At 51.6% G+C, this 19729-nt stretch carries 16 protein-coding genes; 9 read left to right on the forward strand and 7 right to left on the reverse strand.

The window, feature by feature from the left end:
* The 4 genes from AAF564_10265 to AAF564_10280 form a co-directional block, all read right to left on the reverse strand.
* A partial coding sequence (locus AAF564_10265) for a carboxypeptidase regulatory-like domain-containing protein (GenBank protein MEM8485923.1) occupies positions 1-579 on the reverse strand: 579 nt, incomplete at its 3' end.
* Between the two features lie 216 nt (positions 580-795).
* On the reverse strand, positions 796-3627 hold the full coding sequence (locus tag AAF564_10270; protein ID MEM8485924.1) for a TonB-dependent receptor: 2832 nt from the start codon (positions 3625-3627) through the stop codon (positions 796-798).
* 190 nt (positions 3628-3817) lie between these two features.
* On the reverse strand, positions 3818-5113 hold the full coding sequence (gene purB, locus AAF564_10275) for an adenylosuccinate lyase (protein ID MEM8485925.1): 1296 nt from the start codon (positions 5111-5113) through the stop codon (positions 3818-3820).
* Between the two features lie 151 nt (positions 5114-5264).
* Positions 5265-5876, reverse strand: a complete 612-nt coding sequence (locus AAF564_10280) for a sigma-70 family RNA polymerase sigma factor (protein ID MEM8485926.1) — start codon at positions 5874-5876, stop codon at positions 5265-5267.
* A 441-nt stretch (positions 5877-6317) separates the two neighbouring features.
* Between AAF564_10280 and AAF564_10285 the strand changes: the two genes are divergently transcribed.
* Positions 6318-7442: a 3-deoxy-7-phosphoheptulonate synthase gene (locus AAF564_10285; protein MEM8485927.1), complete on the forward strand. Its 1125-nt coding sequence runs from the start codon at positions 6318-6320 to the stop codon at positions 7440-7442.
* Here the strand turns inward: AAF564_10285 and AAF564_10290 are convergent.
* Both AAF564_10290 and AAF564_10295 read right to left on the reverse strand, forming a co-directional pair.
* Positions 7439-8131, reverse strand: coding sequence for an SdpI family protein (locus AAF564_10290; GenBank protein ID MEM8485928.1), 693 nt, complete (start codon positions 8129-8131; stop codon positions 7439-7441). The genes AAF564_10285 and AAF564_10290 overlap by 4 nt on opposite strands.
* Positions 8124-8405: an autorepressor SdpR family transcription factor gene (locus AAF564_10295; GenBank protein MEM8485929.1), complete on the reverse strand. Its 282-nt coding sequence runs from the start codon at positions 8403-8405 to the stop codon at positions 8124-8126. The genes AAF564_10290 and AAF564_10295 overlap by 8 nt, the downstream gene beginning before the upstream one ends.
* Positions 8406-8618: 213 nt before the next feature.
* Between AAF564_10295 and coaA the strand changes: the two genes are divergently transcribed.
* The 7 genes from coaA to AAF564_10330 all read left to right on the forward strand — a co-directional run bounded on the left by coaA (position 8619) and on the right by AAF564_10330 (position 15528).
* Complete coding sequence (gene coaA / locus AAF564_10300; GenBank protein ID MEM8485930.1) at positions 8619-9569, forward strand: type I pantothenate kinase; 951 nt, start codon at positions 8619-8621, stop codon at positions 9567-9569.
* A 25-nt stretch (positions 9570-9594) separates the two neighbouring features.
* Positions 9595-10677, forward strand: a complete 1083-nt coding sequence (locus tag AAF564_10305) for a membrane dipeptidase (GenBank protein MEM8485931.1) — start codon at positions 9595-9597, stop codon at positions 10675-10677.
* Between the two features lie 100 nt (positions 10678-10777).
* Positions 10778-11239: a RidA family protein gene (locus tag AAF564_10310; protein MEM8485932.1), complete on the forward strand. Its 462-nt coding sequence runs from the start codon at positions 10778-10780 to the stop codon at positions 11237-11239.
* A 6-nt stretch (positions 11240-11245) separates the two neighbouring features.
* Positions 11246-11515 carry a DUF997 family protein gene (locus tag AAF564_10315; GenBank protein ID MEM8485933.1) on the forward strand — a complete coding sequence of 90 codons (270 nt, stop codon included), beginning with the start codon at positions 11246-11248 and terminating at the stop codon, positions 11513-11515.
* Between the two features lie 8 nt (positions 11516-11523).
* Positions 11524-13440, forward strand: coding sequence for a hypothetical protein (locus AAF564_10320; GenBank protein ID MEM8485934.1), 1917 nt, complete (start codon positions 11524-11526; stop codon positions 13438-13440).
* 109 nt (positions 13441-13549) lie between these two features.
* Positions 13550-14230 carry a hypothetical protein gene (locus tag AAF564_10325; GenBank protein ID MEM8485935.1) on the forward strand — a complete coding sequence of 227 codons (681 nt, stop codon included), beginning with the start codon at positions 13550-13552 and terminating at the stop codon, positions 14228-14230.
* Between the two features lie 338 nt (positions 14231-14568).
* Positions 14569-15528, forward strand: a complete 960-nt coding sequence (locus tag AAF564_10330; protein ID MEM8485936.1) for a PHB depolymerase family esterase — start codon at positions 14569-14571, stop codon at positions 15526-15528.
* A gap of 32 nt (positions 15529-15560) precedes the next feature.
* On the opposite strand, the gene hemW is transcribed toward AAF564_10330, so the two are convergent.
* The gene (hemW, locus tag AAF564_10335; protein MEM8485937.1) at positions 15561-16730 is read right to left on the reverse strand and encodes a radical SAM family heme chaperone HemW; all 1170 of its coding nucleotides are present in this window, start codon (positions 16728-16730) and stop codon (positions 15561-15563) included.
* Positions 16731-17298: 568 nt separating this feature from the next.
* Between hemW and AAF564_10340 the strand changes: the two genes are divergently transcribed.
* Positions 17299-19719: a choice-of-anchor B family protein gene (locus AAF564_10340; GenBank protein MEM8485938.1), complete on the forward strand. Its 2421-nt coding sequence runs from the start codon at positions 17299-17301 to the stop codon at positions 19717-19719.
* Positions 19720-19729: the final 10 nt, after the last annotated feature.

Below are 19729 nucleotides of genomic sequence, written 5' to 3' on the forward strand. Positions count from 1 at the left end.
GTCGATCCCTGTTTGTGCATGATCCACCCCTGTCACCAGTCGTAATGTGTTGGCAGACGTCGCGGTTACATCACTCTGGATTTCGCGGTCGGTGACCACGGAAATGGCGGTGAGGGCGTTTATAACTTTTTCTTCACTGCGTGAGGCTGAAACAACAATGGTGTTCAGGTCAATGTTGCTTTGCTCAAGGCCAATGTCGTACGTGTAGTCTTGGGAGGGATTCAGGACGACAACCCGCTGGGATTCTGCGTATCCCACAAATCGGATAACAAGTTCGTAGCGCCCCGGCCTCAATTGGTCGAGGGTGTACCGGCCGCGTTCATTGGTTGCAGTGCCGGCCACAATACCAGGTACGCCGCGTCTGCTGAGCGATACCGTGGCGCCCTGAAGCGGCAAGCCATCCATCACATCTGTAACGATGCCTTCAATGGCGGTAAGGTTTTGTTGTGCGCTGGCTGTTTGGGGAAGAAGGCCGACCAGTAGCCCAATCAGCAGCAGGCTGAAAATCATGGTAACTAAAGAGAAATGGTGCCACGCCTCAGGGAGGCATTTATCGTAACCAAAGCGGGGGGAAAACATGATGCGGTTCTCGCGATACAGATTTGCAAACCGGGTGAGTTTCAACAGTCACTCGGTACAAAAGATAGGCCGGGAGGAAGGATTAAGCTAGAATTCTTGGTGTAAAATACCTGCCGAAGCAAGTTTCGTGTAAAAATGAATGCCGGATGCAGGACAAAGTTCTGTAGAGAACCAGCCTGCACCCGGCATTAAGCTCAGACGCTTGGGGTTGTACGCCTAGTTGAATGTGTAAGTCAGGCGTGCAAGACCCATCCGGCCCAGCTGCGGCGCACCGATAAACTCACGATGCTCGTTGTTCAGCAGGTTCTGGATAGTGAAGTCAAGGCGGAGGCCATTGATCGAGCTGCTGAAGTCGTAGCCAGCACCCAGATCTACGAGGAAGTAGCTGTCTACATCACCGATGTAGTCACTTCCTGAGCGTACTGGGAAACCTTCTGTATAGCGGGCTGACGCGTTTAGCGAAAGGCCGCCCGGGAGTCTGTATGAGCCACCCAGTTTTGTTTTGAAGGTTGGTGCATTAAGCGCCAGTTGCAAATCAATGTTTTCTTCGTCGAGTTCGGTGTTGTCGAAGAAGTCGTCGCTTACCAATGACAGGTTGGCAAAGATCGAAAGGCTTTCGCTTGCCAGGATCTGTAGGGAAGCGTCGAGGCCCCAGTAGTTGATGTTACCAAAGTTACGGTAAGCAGCAAAACCACCAACAGCGTTCTGTGTGCCCGCGGCAAGTACATCCTGGTCAGACTGAACAACAGCGATTGGTGTGTTATCACCAAGTGCGCCGGCAACCAGTTGTGTAACCGTTGTGACGATGGCTGAAGGCGATAAGCCTGTTAGACCAAGCCCGGCTACAAGCTGCTGGATCGCAGGGTCTGTTGATGTGGCCAGCATGGCGCCAACAGCACCTGCTATATCAGCACCAAAGGACTGCTGCTGAAGATACACAATCGGCGTCTCGACAAGGAGTGGGCCCGTGAAGTTCTTCTTGTTCGTCCAGTAAGCATCTACAGCGAAGAGCACCGTATTATTGATCAGGCCTTTGTAGCCAAGCTCAATTGTCTGCGTGGTTGTCTGCTTCAACGGTTCGATATCTATCGGGCCAGCTACATCGCGGAATCCGCGGTCGCTGCCATCTGGGATACCGAGTGCTGTAGAAGCCGGCGATGCTGCCGCACCCAATCCGAGCGAGGCATTTTGCGCGGTATACCCGATCAATTGCCCGAGCAGTGACTGCTGCTGGTCTGTGAGGCCAAGGCCACCAACCTGGCCGGCGATCAACGCGTCGGCTAGGCCGCCACCGGCTGCTGCACCGTAAAGTGCTACGAGCGGCATGCCATCTACGTTGAAGTCACTCCCGAAGAAACCAGGCACTGGCAGTAAGAACCGCGCCGAGTTTGAATTGCGGAAGGTGTTGAACGTATATCCGTCAACAGATCCGCGACCGAGAATCAGGAACTGGCTATCACCAAAGTTTGTCGCCTGTGCCACGATGTCGAGGAACAGCGAGTTAACACCAGGGGATGAAAACGCGCGGTTAAACGATCCGCGAAAGGTGTTTTGGTTGTTTGCCTTGTAAACAAGCGCTGCCCGCGGCGAAACACGGAAATCAAAGATGTTACTGTAATCCCCGCGGAGGGCAAGCGTCAGTGCCAGTTTGTCGGTCAGGTCAATGCTAGATTGTGCATAACCGCCGGCCTCAACGATTTCATCATTGCCTTCGTTGCGGCCAAGGATAGTGCCTTCGGTATCCGGGTTGGTTTGCTGATAGTCAGCGCCAACAATCAGGCGAACACGCTCATCGGCAAAGTCCATATCATACTGTGCCTGGGCGTTGACCTCGGTACCGTTGTCAACCACCTGCGATCCTGTGCCGTATACGAAAGAGTCGCTTGCATCGTTTGAAGACGCATAGACCTGAGCGAAGAACCGATCAGCCTGCAGCCGTACCTGGCCATAGGTATTGCTGAAACCGTTGGCTTGCAGCGTACCGATCCCTGAGAGAACTACAGCATCAAGCGACGCGGTGCCAGCATTGGCGGTCAGCGAAACGTTGTCGCTGAATTTGTACGAAGCCATGCCGTTGATGTTGAACTTCTGGAAGTCGTAGTCGCGTGTAGTACCTGGTGCATCGAGACCCAGCTGAATTGCATCCAGCGCGTTGTTTGGGTCCAATTCCCAGTCTTCAGCTTGCGAGTACTTACCCGTTACTTTGTAGCCAAATTTGTTGTTGACATTGCCGGCGTGCCGGAATTCAACACCAAACAGGGAGCGTTCGCCGCCCATCAAAGAAATAGTAGTACCCGGGTAGCTAAACGGGTCTTTGGTGATAAAGTGTATCACGCCTTCATCTACGCCGGCGCCATAAAGCGCTGAACCCGGCCCGCGCACCACTTCTACGCGTTCGATGTCGATTGACATCGTAGGCATAATACTGTGGATGTTTACGTTCAGGGAAGGTGTAGCGGTCTGCCGGTAGTCTGTAAGTATGTAAGCAGAGCCGGAGAATGCGTTGTTGAATCCACGGAGAACAACCTCGTTGCGGTCAACCCCAGTCTGGGCCATATCGACCCCGGTGGTGTTACGCAATACCGAAATGGTTGACGGGACTACTTCCTGCTGGACTTCCCGCGCATCGAGTACGGAGATAGAAGCGGGCGCGTCGAGCACCTTTTCTGCCTGCCTGGATGCGGATATTACAATGGTATTGAGGTCGAGACCCCCAATGGAAAGCGGTATGTCTTGGGAAGCGCTTTCACCGGCGGCTAAAGTAATGGTAAGTTCTGCCTCATTGTAACCAACAAAGCGCGCTGTGAGCATATACGAGCCGGCAGGGATGCCCTGGATGGTGTATCTGCCGTCAAAGTCAGCAGCTGCACCACCTACGATGCCGGTTGTGCCTGGTCTGGTAAGAATAACGTTGGCGCCTGTCAGGGGCTCGCCACTCTCTGCATCTGTAATAATACCTGTTATAGATGCTGTATCTTGTGCCATAAGCGAAGTCGTCCCAGCCCATAACAACAAAGCTATGCATGCGGTTCGGATCACTAATTTCATAAACTCCTCTCTGGAAATTAAAAAGAAAAAGAACCTGTTTAGAGGGCTAAAGGGGTGAATTACAGGTTCAGCTTGTACTTTGTCAGAATGGTGGGTGAACCTCTGACGGTGGATGGATTGTTACCAAAAGGTAAAAAAAATCTAAAGAGAAAAGTCAACAATTATAACTAAACGGTAAAAGTAGGCGTTTTTAGCCTAATCCGACGCGTTCAAAGATATAATCTACCTGGCTCAGGTGGTACCGGGCGTCAAAAGCCTCGTTGACCTCAGATTCTGTAATATGCTCGCGTATCTCTTTGTTTTCCAAAACGATATCTCGAAAGGGCTTGCCTTCTGCCCAGGCTTGCATCGCTTGTGGCTGAACGAGGTCGTATGCTTTTTCGCGGCTTAATCCTTTATCAATTAGCTTGATCAGCAGCCGCTGGCTGTTGTAGAGCCCATAGGTGCGTTCCATGTTACGGAGCATATTCCCTTCATAAACCACCAGGTTATCCAGAATGCGTGCAAACCGGTGCAGGGAATAGTCTAGGATGATGGTCGCGTCGGGTATAATTACCCGTTCAACGGAGGAGTGTGAGATGTCCCTTTCATGCCAGAGCGGCATGTTTTCATAGGCTGCCAGCATGTAGCCCCGCAAGAGGCGCGCGCAGCCGGTAATGTTTTCTGAACCTACAGGATTCCGCTTGTGTGGCATGGACGATGAGCCTTTTTGACCCCTCGAAAACGCCTCTTCAACTTCTCGGACTTCGCTTTTCTGTAGCGCCCGGACTTCCACAGCCATTTTCTCGAGGGTTCCGCCAATCAGGGCGATTGTAGCCAGGTAGTGCGCGTGGCGGTCGCGCTGTATGATCTGTGTAGAAATTGGCGCCGGCTTGAGGCCAAGGATTTTACAGGCAATTTGTTCAACTTCTGGTGGGATATGGGCAAATGTACCCACTGCGCCCGAGAATTTGCCAACGCGAACACCTTCTGCTGCTTCAACAAAGCGTTCACGGTTACGGGTCATTTCTGCATAATAAAGCGCTAGCTTGAGCCCAAATGTCGTTGGCTCAGCATGTACCCCATGTGTACGCCCCATCATGAGGGTGTATTTGTGCTCTTGTGCTTTGTTTTTGAGTACCTCGAGCAGTTCGTCGATTTTCTTGAGCAAAACGGCGTTCACCTTCTTGAGGCGGAAGCACAGCGCGGTGTCGACAACATCTGAGGATGTCAGTCCATAATGGATCCATTTCCGTTCTTCGCCCAGCGTTTCACTTACCGCGCGGGTAAAGGCAACTACGTCGTGGCGCGTGGTTTTTTCAATTTCATGGATTCGCTCAATGTCGAAGCTTGCTTCATCGTAGAGCTTGTTGACATCTTCATGCGGAATAACGCCTATTTCAGACCATGCTGCGCAGGCAGCGAGTTCAACTTCAAGCCAGGATTTGAACTGTTCGGATTCCCCCCAAAGGGTGCCCATTTCCGGGCGTGTATATCGATCTATCATGCAATTGGAAGCGCAGCACTGCGGGTAATCGAGTGTGCTTAATAAGAAAATAGAGGCGGTGGCTGTAACGGTGAGGTTACAGGGCGTTTAGAGTACAGGTGGATCTGTTTCCCGGCAAAAATAAGCGCGGCGTCAGCGAAATGCTACAGGTTTAGAAGGAGCCGCGCTTGTGACGGAGATATTTGTTCAGTAATTCACGCGCTCGAAAGATATGCGCTTTGACCGTGCCAAGCGGTAAATCCAGCTCCTTGGCAATTTCCTCGTACGACTTTTCCTGCTGGTGGCGCATCACGATAACCCGGTTATATTTGGGGGGGAGGCTATCAATAGCTTCCTGTATCAGCTTTTTACGTTGGTCAGCGACGATGTGCCGGTCAGGGCGATAGGTAGCGTCTGGCAGTTCAAACTCCAGTGCGCCGTCGCTGGTCTCTTTGGGTTTGTCTATGGAATAGGTCTGCAGCTTTTTCTTGCGCAGATAATCAATCGCGTGATTGGTAGCAATTTTGTAGAGCCACGTGGAGAACGCGTAATCAACAGAGTAGGAGCCTAGCGCAGAAAAAGCTTTTATAAAACTTTCCTGAACCAGATCATCAATTTCACCTTGTTTGCGCACCATCCGCTGTATATGCTTGGATAGGGAGATGCGATACTTGTCCATAAGAGACTTGTAGGCATTCTCGTCCCCATTAAGCGCTCTTTTCACCAATTCGCGATCCTGCTGGCTGGATTCTGAAGGCGAAATAGATTCGGCGGATTTTGACATATGATGTATCGGATGAGCGGTCACACGGTGTCTTCGATCTCTATCCTGGCTAGCTGGTGGGCCAGTATTGCCTAAAGATAGGGAAAAGTATGCGCTTCATTCAAAAGCGGTAGAAATCGCCCGGTATCTGGTTTTTTCAGGCTAATGCCAAGGTTACGGAAGGTATGGGTCAAAACGCTTAGCAGTCCGTTCCCGGCAGCATACAAAAGGGGACTTAGCCGATCCTTGCGATTTCTTAGCTTTCCATGTACGAGAGATATTTCTATCCGTTTCAAAATTCAACGGGATTCTCAATGATTAGCATAGCTTTCACACTTCAAGCCAGTTTTTCTGTTTCGCATCAACCGGCTAGTTGTTATCCTTAACCGTTAGCATTAACCCCCTATTCAAGCAATCTGTGCAAATCGCTCTTTCTAGAGTGCGCGCCCAATCTATAAAATTATGTTAGTAATCCTTAAGTCTGATGTAGATGAAAGGTCTGAAGAATTCATTCATACCTGGAATCACCTCAACAATCTACCTGGTATTGAACTGCGTCGGCATATCGTGCAGGGGGATATGCAATCGCTCACTGAGATTTACCTGATTGGTAACACAAAGGCCCTCAATAAAAGCGACGTCGCATCGTTACCCGGCGTAGAGCGTGTTATTCGTATCTCCGAGGACTACCGCATCATTGGGCGTCACAAGGATGGTGACCGTGCTGTCGGTTTCGAATACAATGGGCTTTCATTCAATCAGGATAACCTGCACGTGTTTGCAGGCATCTGTGCAGTGGATAATCCCACGAACATCGAGATCATCATGAAGGCCCTGCAAGAGCACGGCCAGGTTTGTACACGCATGGGTGCTTACAAGCCACGCACCAATCCGTATTCTTTCCAGGGACACGGTAAAAGTTGCCTACCCTATGTGTTTGAGCTTGCCGGCAAATATGGCATCAAGGTTATCGCAATGGAGGTAACGCATGAAAGCCACATTGCGGAAATTGATACAGCGCTTCAAAAAGCAGGGCGTCCAACCGGTGTCATGCTGCAGGTTGGTACACGCAATACACAAAACTTTGAATTGCTAAAAGCCATTGGGCGCCAACAAACCTATCCTGTATTGTTTAAGCGGGGTTTTGGCATTACCCTTAGCGAATCGCTTAACGCAGCTGAATACCTGGCAGAAGCTGGCAACGCCAATATTGTTTTTTGCCTCCGCGGTATGAAAACCTCTTTCTCCAGCCCGCACCGGAATATGGTGGACTTCACCCACGTTCCTGCTGTTAAACGGCTCACGCGGCTCCCAGTGTGTATCGATCCGACGCACTCCGTTGGGTCACGCGGCGAAGCTCCGGATGGCATTCTCGACTTGTTTCATGCAACAGCGCAGGGCGTTATTGCCGGCGCAAACATGGTACTGGTTGAATTTCATCCGAACCCGCCTGAAGCTCTGGTTGACGGACCACAGGCGTTGCTCATGGATGAGTTACCGTACTTCCTGGAAGACGTCAAGCTCGCGCGCGAAACATATGAGAAACGTGTAGCGCTCATGAGCCGGCTGGAAGAAGTCCGCGCCTAGCCTGCTTCCGGTTTCTGGGCCTCTTCTTCTGCCTTGTTGCCGCCTTCCAGCATGTAAAGGCCAAATGAGTACAGCAGGGTAACGACCGTCAGGCAAATCGCGCCGTAAAACAGGGCGTTAGAAAGCTGCTCCGTAGGCAGGAAAAACCAGAGGGCAATCAGCACCAGTCCGCCAGCTACCCAGAGCCGGCCGCCAAAACGGTGTGTTTTACGCCAGTTCTCTTCGTTCTCGAGGGTCCACGGGGTACGAATGCCCACAAAATAGTTGGGCTTGATCGTTTGCATGTAGTTGCCCAGTAGCAGGAAAAATACGGCTATACACAGGTAAATGTAGTGCGTAAATTCAAATTCGGAGCCCAGCCATTTATACAGGATCAGCACCGCCATGCCTGAAAAGAAAATGGGGAATATGTACCGAAACGCGCGCATGGCTTTCTGCGCATTGTCCGTTTTTTTCTTCGGGTCAATGTAGGGCAGTGCGATGAGCAGCAGGTAGACCCCCACGTTTATCACAGGAAGCAAAAAAGCTTCCCAGCCTTTCTCCCCCCAGCGGTCTACTTCGCCGGCGCCGTTCCAGTGCATGGCGATTTGATCGGGGATGTCTGCCCAGTGATACATGGTTAGCACAAACGGGAGCAGGAGGACAAGCCATATCGGCCAGTCGTTGATGAGTGATTTTTGTTTACCCATTGTCTTCGTGGTTTTGGTTGTTGTCAACGAGCTCCAGCAGCCATTGCAGTGCCTCGTCCAATACAGTGGTGTCAAGCGAATACCGGCGGAACTGTCCCTCCTTTGTCACCGAAATCAGGCCGGCCTGTTTGAGCAAATCCAGGTGGTGGGAAATGCTCGGCTTACTTATCTGAAACGCGTCGGCAATCTCTCCGGCTGTCAAATCCGACGATTTAAGCATATCCAGTATGCGCCGGCGCGTTGTGTCGTTAAGTGCCTTGAATAGCTTGTTCATTTTTGTATTTAGCCAAATTTCTAAATATCTACGATTTGGGTTGGTTAAAGGTTGCAGGTTTAAAGTTAAAGGTATGCTGGTTGGTGGCGCAGTCCTTAAACCTTGAAACTTTTATCCTTCAACCCGACCGGTTGAATGTAGCCGGCTAATTCAGCATCTTGTAGCCCTTTTGGTGCTGCGATGGCACTTTTGTGTTCCTGTTTATGGGTACAGATGCAAAACAACAAACACGCATACTCGCCTTATGTCCGGTTTTCGCGAACCGAATGGGCGCGCTTCAGGAAAGATACGCCACAGACGCTTGAAGAAGCAGATCTGCAGCAGCTTCGCGGTATTAATGAACAGATTTCGCTGAAGGAGGTGGCTGATGTATACTTGCCGCTTTCCCGTCTGCTGAACCTGTATGTTTCAGCTTCCCAGGATTTGCACCAGGCAACGTATCGGTTTCTTGGCGGGCCGGCGGCAAAGGTGCCTTTTATTATTGGGCTGGCTGGTAGCGTAGCGGTCGGCAAAAGTACAACTGCGCGCATTTTGCAGGCGCTGCTCTCGCGCTGGGCTGATCATGTGAATGTTGCGCTCATCACCACCGACGGCTTTTTATATCCCAATGCCAGGCTTGCTGACCGCAACTTGATGCGAAGAAAAGGATTTCCCGAAAGCTACGATATCCGCCGGCTGATCAAGTTTGTGGCCGACCTCAAAGCTGGCAAACCCTCCGTAAAGGCACCGGTGTACTCACACCTCACGTACGATGTGGTCGAAGGCTCATTTATTGAAGTCAACCAGCCGGATATTGTGATCATCGAGGGAATCAATGTTTTACAGTCAGGATCGTCGCCGGGGAGCAAGCCTTCCCGGGTGTATCTCTCAGACTTCTTTGATTTTTCGATTTATGTTGATGCTGACCCGGTGCAAATCGAGCAATGGTTTTTGGATCGATTCCACAAACTGCGCATTACGGCGTTTCAGGATGCCGCGTCCTATTTTCATCGATACAGTAAAATGACCGTCGAAGAAGCAGATGATTATGCCCGGGGTGTATGGAATGAAATCAATGCCGTCAATCTCATTGAAAACATTGCCCCTACCCGTGAAAGGGCTGACCTGATTCTCAGAAAAGGGGACAATCACACCATTGAAGAAGTGCAGTTGCGTAAGCTGTGATGCCAACCCGTTAACCGGATAGACCATGCCAATTCCCCTTTTTGATGCGCATCTTGACCTGGCGTGGAACGCCGTTTCTTTCAATCGGGATCTGACGCTTGATGTTGAAACCCTCCGGCGGCAAGAGCAGCACATGGACGATGAGCCTTCGCGCGGGAAGTGCACAACGAGCCTGCCCGAACTGAAGCGCGCCGGCGTTTTTTGCTGCGTAGCGACCTTGCTGGTACGCGGCGGTCCGAACCAGGTGTGGCCAACCAGTTTCAAGCGAACAGACCTGAACCATGCCACACCTTCCATCGCCCACGCGGCAGCCCACGGGCAGCTGGCGTATTACCGGCTGCTGGAAGCACAAGGACACCTGCGGTTTGTTACCACACAGGAAATGCTGCTACAGGAAGCGCCGGCAGATTGGATGGCGCGTACGCCGGGTATTGTGCTGAGCATGGAAGGGGCCGACCCAATCACGCATCCCGATGAGCTGCAGTTGTGGTGGGATGCCGGACTGCGGGCGCTTGGTCCTGTGCATTATGGGCAAGGACAGTATGCGTTTGGTACTGGCGTTGTTGGTCCGTTCAACAAAAGAGGCCTGGCACTCCTGCGTGAAATGGACCGGCTGGGGATGATCCTCGATGTTACACATTTATGTGATGAGAGCATGGCCCAGGCATTTGATCACTTTGACGGGGCAATCCTGGCGAGTCATCACAATTGTCGGACCCTGGTCCCGGGAGACCGGCAACTGACCGATGCGCAGATTAAGACGCTGGTATCTCGGGGCGCTGTCATTGGTGCTGCGCTGGATGCCTGGATGCTTTACCCGGGTTGGGAGCGTGGGGTAACGCAGCCTGATGTTGTTGGGCTTGCTGCTGTTGCGGATCATATCGACCACGTGTGCCAACTGGCCGGCAGCGCTGCGCAAGCCGCCATTGGCAGTGACCTGGATGGTGGATTTGGATTTGAACAGACGCCGCACGACCTGAAGACCATCGCAGATTTGCAAAAGCTTGCTCCAATACTGTCTGCGCGTGGTTATTCAGATGAAGAAATTGCCGGCATCTTTTATGGCAACTGGATGCGGTTCTTTGCACAGGGATTGCCGGCCGGGTAGGGGGATTGGTAATTGATCTGCAAAATCAGGAATTTAGGCCGAGGAGCCGGCCAAGGCTGGTTGAGCTGATTTATTCACCGAAGCCCGAGAAAAGCAAATCATGGGAGCAAGAGAACAGAAACTAGAGGCACTGGGATTTCCGATTGACGACGTACCAGGAGCCGGTGCAATTTATAAGCCAGTCGTTGTACATGGCAAAACAGTCTATGTGTCTGGTGCCGTACCGGTTGTGGATGGCAAGCTTACTGCAAAAGGAAAAGTGCCTTCTGAAGTGAGCATGGAAGCTGCAAAAAGGTCTGCTGCGGTCTGTGCAGCCAATAACCTGCGGTTTGTTATACAGGCCCTGGGCTCGCTTGATGATATTGCGCGTGTCGTTCGCGTAACGGGTTATGTAAATGCAGATGTCGATTTTGAAGACGCCCACCTTGTTATCAATGGCGCCTCGGAATTGCTGCGAGACGTGTTTGGTGATGATGGCGTAGGTGCCCGTTCTGCATTGGGTATGGCGCAACTGCCACTTGGTGCAAGTACTGAGGTAGAAGTGATCCTCGAACTGAAATAAGCGCGAATGAAAGTAGAAAAACCTTATAGCAAGGCGTATCTCAACGCCAGGAAAGAGGCCTGGATAATCCTGTTGGCCTGGTTTGTCTGTCTGATTTGGACGGTCGGCTACGCTGCATTTACAGGGTATGGTGCTGATGGTGCTACGCTTGCCCTTGTCTGGGGCATGCCGGCGTGGATTGTATGGGGGGTGTTGCTTCCCTGGGTTTGCGCAACTGTGTTCAGTGTGGTGTTTGCGCTGTGGTTTATTGCGGATGATGCATTGGATTCAGACTGACGACAGCCATGGATGCCTCCAATACAGCATTAACAGTATTCCTGCTTTACACGGCCATTGTGTTTGCCCTCGCCTGGTTTGCGCACCGGGCGGGTTCAAAAAACGCATTCCTCGGAGAATACTTCCTCGGTAGCCGGGGGATGGGCATGTTGGCACTGGCGCTAACGTTTGGTGCAACCAGTGCTTCCGCCGGGTCCTTTGCCGGCTTCCCGGCGCTTATCTATGCCCACGGTTGGGTGCTGGCGCTGTGGATTTCCAGTTACATGATCTTTCCGTTGTGTGGCATGGGATTACTCGGGAAGCGCCTCAATGAAATTTCCCGAAGAACAGGGGCCATCACGCTCCCCGATGTTTTGCGTGATCGGTTTGAGAGCCGTACCCTCGCATTGTTGGGTACGTCGTTGTTGGCTTTGCTGCTCACAGTATATCTCATTCCCCAGTTCAAGCTTGCAGCCATCATTATGGAGACGCTTTTGGCAGATGTGCCGCGTTTTCAGTTGATGACAGAAGGGCTGCTGGTTTTAACGGGCGGTGTAGTGCCGGGGGGTGAAAGTCCGGAATATTTTCTTTGCCTGCTGCTTTTTGCTGTTTTGGTGATTTGTTATACCGCGCTGGGTGGGTTTCGGGCTGTTGTGTGGACCGACATGTTGCAGGGCGCGGTAATGCTGGCCGGCGTTTTGGTGATGTTGGTTCTGGCGCTTTCTCAGGTTGGGGGGATGAAAAAGGCCACTCAATACCTGGCTGAAATGGAGCCACCAAAATTGGGCGAGGTAGTATTCCAGCGCGCAGAAGCTGACCCTGTCGCCCTGCGTCTCGCAACAGATACCTGGTTCTTGTTACCTGATGACGCAAATGGCGGGTCTCGTGTTTTTCGGATCAACCAGCCGGCGTTTATACCATCGGGTGATCTGCGTTCTGAACCTGTGCCGGTAGTAGAAGTGATGTCAGCTGCGGAAAAGCGGCGCATTCTTGCGCTGCCTGGGGAAATAGAAGAGAACTTGCCGGTAGGTGTGCTGCCCATTATGCAACAACTGACACCTTATGCAAGCGGTGCTGGAGAAGCAGGTGTGTATCTGACTGCGCCGGGGCCAAGTCCTACGGATGAAGCGGGTTTTCTGCCCATAGGGTTGGCGGTTTCCTTTTTCGTTTTCTGGGCGCTCTCCGGCACCGGTCAGCCTGGCAATATGGTGCGGTTGATGGCTTTCGACAATGCACGGACCCTCAAACGCGCAATCGCTTCGCTCTCCGTGTATTTTACGCTGATCTATGTGCCGCTGGTCATCATCTTTGTGTGCGCGCGCATCCTTGTGCCCGGATTAGATCAGACACCCGATCGGATTATGCCGGTGATGGCATTTACCCTGACAGGCAATGCCGGCGTGCCCTGGCTAGCAGGACTAATCATTGCCGCACCGTTTGCCGCTGCGATGTCTACCGTTGACAGTTTTATGCTGATGATTTCTTCGTCGGTTGTGCGAGACATCTACCAAAAAGAAATCAACCCCGACGCACAGATGCGACGAATAAAGTGGTTGAGCTATGGGTGTACCATATTTATCGGTGTGCTTGCAACGCTTGGTGCGGTTAAGCCGCCGCAGTTTCTGCAGTATATTATTGTCTTTAGTGGTGGTGCGCTGGCAGCTGCCTTTCTGGGGCCAGTGGCGCTCGGGTTGTATTGGCCCCGTTTTACGAGTCAGGGGGCGATCGCGTCTATGCTTGCCGGCTTTTTTACCTATCTTGGCTTCTATATTGCCGGTTTTGTACTCTATGGCGGAACGGCGCCGTACAGGCTGCTGGGGCTCGATCCCCTCATTTGGGGATTTGCAGCATCTCTATTGTTTGCAGTGGGTATAACCCTGCTAACACCGCCGCCGCCGGAACACATTGTACATCGATTTTTTTATAAATCTGGCGAAGAGGCGTGATAAAAAGTCTATTTTTCGCGTAATTGTGCCTGGATTATTCTGATCATACAAGTATTTACACCCCACTGGCGCAGTGTGTTTTTGGGTCTTGTGTACATAAATTTCAACGATGAATCAACGCAAAAAACCATATTTACGCTGGCAAAGCATTCGTATGACAGCGTGCGTATTGGTGTTGCTATTGGTGACCAGTAGCTGTACCGAGCGGCAAACGCAGTATGACATGCTTGCGTCGCGCTTTACGGTAGCAGCCGAGAAACTGGAAACACAGCGTTCCCGAACCCTGGAAGCACTCCAGGCTGCATCCGAAGCGCAGGTGATTGCAGTCACGCAGGAAGAATTTGACTTCAAGAGCGAAGAGACGCTGGCTTTTGTCCTGCGGTGGGAAACTGCCGGCTCTGAAGTATCCCAATTGCGCCGCGATGTGCAAGTCACTGTTTCCAGTTGCTATGAAATGCTGGACGGATTGCGTTTACGCGCAGAGGCGATCAACGACCAGGAAATCCGGACACGAACGGTTAATTATGTAGACCAGCGACTGGCTGAGTTTGAAACGGCCGTTGGGCAAACAGAATCTGCCATCACCACGATGGAAAATGCCATGCGTTTGGGCAACGACATTATCGAGTCCCTGCGCATTGTAGGTACAGCAAACCTGGTGCGACAGAAAATCGGGGAATTGGAAACGAAGCAGCAAGAAGCAATATCGAGTTTCCCCGACGTCGACTCGATCATTCAGGAGGGCCGTAAATTCCTGAACATTGAATTTGGCGAAGAGCTTTTCATTTAATCCTGTTTTTATTTCTTCCTACAGGCACAAACCCCAAAAGCGCTTATATTGATTGCTTTTTCTTAATACTTACCGATTGTGTGCGGTATTATATTAGCAGATACTAAATTTGCAAGGAAGCTTGCGGGCTGATTCTGCTTCTCGAGCCTCTTTGAAAATGCTGTATTTCAGCGCACCGATGCATCCTGCATCATCGACCAGTCACCCTGTTGTGCACTTCTCTCTTGTACTGGTCACTTGCCGGCAAACACGTTCCGTTGCATGAGGCGAAGGGTAAATAGTGAGGTTTTTGTAGCCGGCAGGACACTTCTTTCTCAATTTGTATCTGTAGACTAATCATGCAAGCAAGCCACCTTGCCGGTATCGGCACCCTGTTGTTTTTTGCGTTCACGGTTTGGGGAGATTACAATTTCTCCCCCGATACACCGCTTAATGGAACGCCTAACTCTATTCGTTTTGAAGGCCTGGAAAGGTCGTATACCCTGTTCGAACCTTCTGGTACCTACGAAAAATCTTCCTTCCCGCTCATTATTGTTTTGCACGGCGGTGGGAGCACGGCGAAGGGCATGGTGCGGTTAACACAGGGGAGATTTAACAATATTGCCGAGCGCGAAGGAGCCTATGTTGTGTATCCCGAAGGCGTTCGCCGGCACTGGAATGAAGGCCGTGATTTACCCCTTTCGTATGCACATCGCGCCAATGTAAATGATGTTGGTTTTATCGAAACCTTGGTCAATAAGCTGGTTGCCGAGTACCCTGTAAATCCCAACCAGGTTTTTGTAACAGGGATGTCTGATGGCGGGTTAATGGCATACCGTTTGGCCTGCGCGCGTCCCGATTTGTTTGCAGCCATTGCGCCGGTAAATGCCTCGATTCCGGAAGACCTGATGGAATCTTGCCGTGCTGCCGCAGGAACGGGACTTATGGTTGTAAATGGTACAGCTGATCCCCATATGCCTTATGACGGGGGGACCATCTCGGTGTTTGGCGTTGAGCGCGGTGAAGTCCTCTCAACGCGGGCTACAGTAGACCACTGGCTTGGCATAAATGGATGCCCAGCCCATTCCAGAAAAAAGATGTTACCTGATTTGTCGCGCCGGGATGAGACTACGGTGACGCGTTACGCATACTCTGGATGTCAGTCGGGCGTAAATGTGGCATTGTACCGCGTAGAGGGGGGCGGACACACATGGCCGGGTGGCCGGCAGTATTTACGCGAAGACCGGATTGGCAGAACATCTCGGGATATCAATGCCTGCGATGAAATCTGGAACTTCTTTTCGCACTTCCAGGGATAAAGCTTATCGACCAATAGCTACCACGCCGGCTGCTAACCTTGCGTAACCGTATGCTGCTCTACTGCCGCCAATAGTTTGGAGGTGATGGTATCACAGATGAGCAATCCGCGGTCAGTCAGTGAAAAAACGTGCTTGTCCGAAATGCGCGCGAGTCCTTCTTGCACGAGTTGATCGAGCACGGTTTGAGGAAGTCTGGCGCTGTATTTAGAGGCAAGACGTTTGAGGTCGAGTCCGTCCTGGGTTCTCAGACGGAGCATGATGAATTCGCTGGCAAGTTCGGCGGGGCTTACTTCTTCTTTAAAGGACAGTGGCGGGGCGCCTTCTCCATCCCAGTCAAGATACTTTTTCAGGCTGCGTACGATACCCCATCGCTGCGCCGGCGCAGCCGCATGCTGCCAGAAGGCATGCGCTGACGGGCCCACGCCGAGGTAATTGGTGTGTTGCCAGTACAACTGATTGTGCCCAGATCTGAAGCCGGATCTGGCAAAGCTGGACACTTCGTAGTGTGCGTATCCTGCATCGCGCATGAAGGCCATGGTGTACTGGTAGCGGGCGGCAAACGCATCTTCATGCAACACCGACTCAGTGCCGGCGGCCACGCGTTTGTGCAAAGGCGTACCGGGCTCGACAGTGAGACCGTATGTTGACAAGTGAGGGATCTCCAGCTCAACCATCCGTTTTAGGTTCTGCTCCCATGCGTCGCTGTCTTGGCGGGGCAACCCAAAAATCAAATCAGCGGAGAAGTTCTGGAATCCTGCGGCGCGCGCAGTTGAAACAATGTTGTGGGCTTGCGTAGCGTTGTGGGCGCGATTCATCCATTGCAGATCTGCATCTACAAATGACTGAATACCAATGGATAGCCGGTTGATGCCCGTCTGCCGCAAGTCTGTCAGGTAAGCCAGGTCTACGTCATCCGGGTTAATTTCAAACGTTCGTTCGTGTACAGCTGAAGTATCAAAGCTGCTTGCGATGATGTCGAGTAACTCGGCAACCACAGGGACGGGCAGCAAAGAAGGGGTGCCGCCGCCGAAATAAATGGTCTCGAGCGGGTGGTTGGGGCCAAAAAAAGTGCCCCAATATGCAATCTCCTGTTTCAGGCGGGTTGTAAATGCCTCAAGGCGCGAGGTAGCCGTCACAAAATAGAAGTCGCAGTAGACACATCGCTGTTTGCAAAACGGGATATGTAGGTAAAGCCCGGCCACAGGATGCTATGCGTTGGAAATGATTAGATCGGGTACAGAATGCCAAATGCGGACTGCATTGGACCCTGTATTTATACAAAAGATGCGCAAAGCAATGAGAAAGTGAACCTCATGCCACGAGATCCCGGATTTATCCTGCCATCAACGAAGCGGTGACGGGTGAGGTGAATTTCAAACCTGGGAGCAATTACCTTTCATTCGGCATTCGGCATTCGGCATTCGGCATTCGGCATTCGGCATTCGGCACCCAGAATGCATCTTTCTTGGAAAGCTCCCGTTAAACCGAAGATTGATGCTAAAAAAATCCCACCTGGATTGGCCGGCTACCGCATCTCATCCACGAAATGCAAGCTGGTCGTGAAAGGCAATCAATCCGACCCCTTCAGTTGAATCTCACCGTTTTTGTGGAGAATTCTGCACAAACCGCACTGGTCACAACTTGTTGTAGCATCGTCTCAATTTGGGGAGAAATCAGGGATTGCATGTCAGTGCTAGGTTTAGAACAATAAATTAACCTGCTTTAAAGTTATCTTTAAAGTCTACAACTATTCTTAAATCCCGCTACACAATGAAAAGACACATACCATTTTTTGTCTGTGTGATGGCTTTATCCCTGGTATCGTTCACCGCGAACGCCCAGAGCTATCGATCAGATGACACAGCCATGAAGCTTCAGGGCTTTGGTGGTGCTGCCGTAATAGGAGGCGGTGACGTAATTGTCGGCTCTGTAGGACAGACCTCAAAAACCGGTGAAGTTTACGTATTCCGTAACATGGATGGAGAGTGGAAAGAGGCAGCACGGCTCATGGCTTCAGACGGATCTGACGACAACCGCTTCGGCCGTGCCATGGCAATGGACGACGAAACTCTCCTGATTGGTGCAACCGTACAGGATGCCAACAAAGGTGCTGTATACGTATTTGCAAAAGATGCGGATGGCAACTGGGTTGAGCAGTCCAAGATGGTGCCGGCTTCAGTGAAAGAAGGTGACAATTATGGCCGTACGCTCGCGCTTGCAGGCGACCTGGCTTATGCGGCTACCGTTGGCCTCGATGAAGGCATGGGTGCTGTATTCACCTTCCACAAGAACGCAGACGGGGAGTGGATGGAAAAAGAAATGATGCGTCCGGAAGGCATCGAGCAGGGAGACTACTTTGGTCTTTCTGTTTCTGCTGATGGCAACCGCGTCATTGTTGGTGCACCTGCGTACCAGCGTCAGGATGCTCCTGGTGCTGCTTACATTTATGAGTTTGACGCCGCTTCTGGCTCCTGGATGCAGAAAGCCAAGCTGGAAGATGCCGATCTCGACGGTCGTGCCGGCTTCGGTGCATACACCCATCTCTCAGGCAACTACGCGCTCGTTAGCGCTCCTGGTGCTGATCAGTTTGCTGGTAAAGTATACCTCTACGTATACAACGAAGCATCTGAAGAATGGGCACTCGAGCAAGAGCTGACAGCCTTTGACGCTTCTAGCCGCGCCGGCTATGGCAGCGCTATCCAGATGGATGGCACGTCACTCTGGATCGGTGCACCGTTTGCCTCACAGGGTTACGGTTCTATCTACGTGCACGATTTTGATCCTGCAGCAATGAACTGGAGTGGCGTAAGCAAGGTATGGGCTGACAAGCCTAACCGCGGCAGCCAGTTCGGTGGTGTATTTGCTGTTGACGGAGACGTTGCAGTTGTTGGATCCCAGGGCATGGACAATGGCGAAGGTGGTGCTTACATCATGACGCGCAATGACATGGGCAAATGGGAAGAAGCCGGCGTTGTTTACAACGAACTCGTTGGCATGGACCCCGTAGTTGGCGCCAAAGTCGACTGTGAAGATGGCGACGCTTCTATCTTTGGATGTGAGAACGTTGACCTCTTGTCCTTCCTGCCGCTTAGCGATCTTGGTGGCGGACGTGGTGCAAACCTGAATGATATTTGGGGCTGGGAAGATCCTGAAACAGGAACAGAATACGCCCTCGTTGGCCGTGTAGACGGTACTTCTTTTGTTGACATCAGCGACCCGTATAATCCTGCGCTCGTAGGTAACCTCTGGTTGACTGAAGGTGCTACGCCGGCTTCATGGCGTGATGTTAAAGTCTACAAAGACCACGCATTCATCGTTTCTGATGGTGCAGGCGCACACGGCATGCAGATCTTCGATCTTGCACAGCTGCGTGATGTAGATGCTGCTGAAATGCCCGTTGAGTTTGAATCAACAGCCCATTACGATCAGATTGCCAGCGCGCACAACATCGTAATCAACGAAGAAACCGGGTTTGCTTACGCCGTAGGCAGCAGTTCTGGTGGCATCACCTGTGGTGGTGGCCTGCATATGATTAACATCCAGGATCCACTGAACCCAACCCACGCCGGTTGCTTTGCTGACGAAGCTACAGGCCGTGCCGGTACAGGCTACACGCATGACGCACAGTGCGTTGTGTACAAAGGCCCTGATACCGACCACCAGGGCAAAGAAATTTGCTTCAACGCAAACGAAACCGCCCTCAGCATTGGTGACGTAACCGACAAAGAAAATACGGTAGCCCTGTCTAGCGCAGACTACCCGAACGTTGGCTACTCACATCAGGGATGGTTGACAGAAGATCATAAATACTTCTACATGAATGACGAACTCGATGAGTTGCAGGGCAAAGTTAGCCAGACCCGTACGCTCATCTGGGACGTTCAGGATCTCGACGATCCGCAGCTTGTGAAAGAGTTTATGCTCGACTCAGCTGCTTCAGATCACAACCTGTATATCCGTGGTAACCTGATGTACCAGTCAAACTACAATGCTGGTCTGCGTATCCTCGACATCACTGATATTGAGAATCCAGTAGAAGTAGGTCACTTCGATACCACACCATTTGGTGAAAACGGTGCAGGATTTGACGGATCATGGAGTAACTACCCTTACTTCAAGAGCGGCATCATTGCTGTATCGAGCATTGGTCAGGGACTCTTCCTGGTTAAGAAAAGCGACGTCGATATCTAGTGTATTGATG

Source organism: Bacteroidota bacterium (assembly GCA_039111535.1).
Taxonomy (GTDB): Bacteria; Bacteroidota; Rhodothermia; order Rhodothermales; family JAHQVL01; genus JBCCIM01.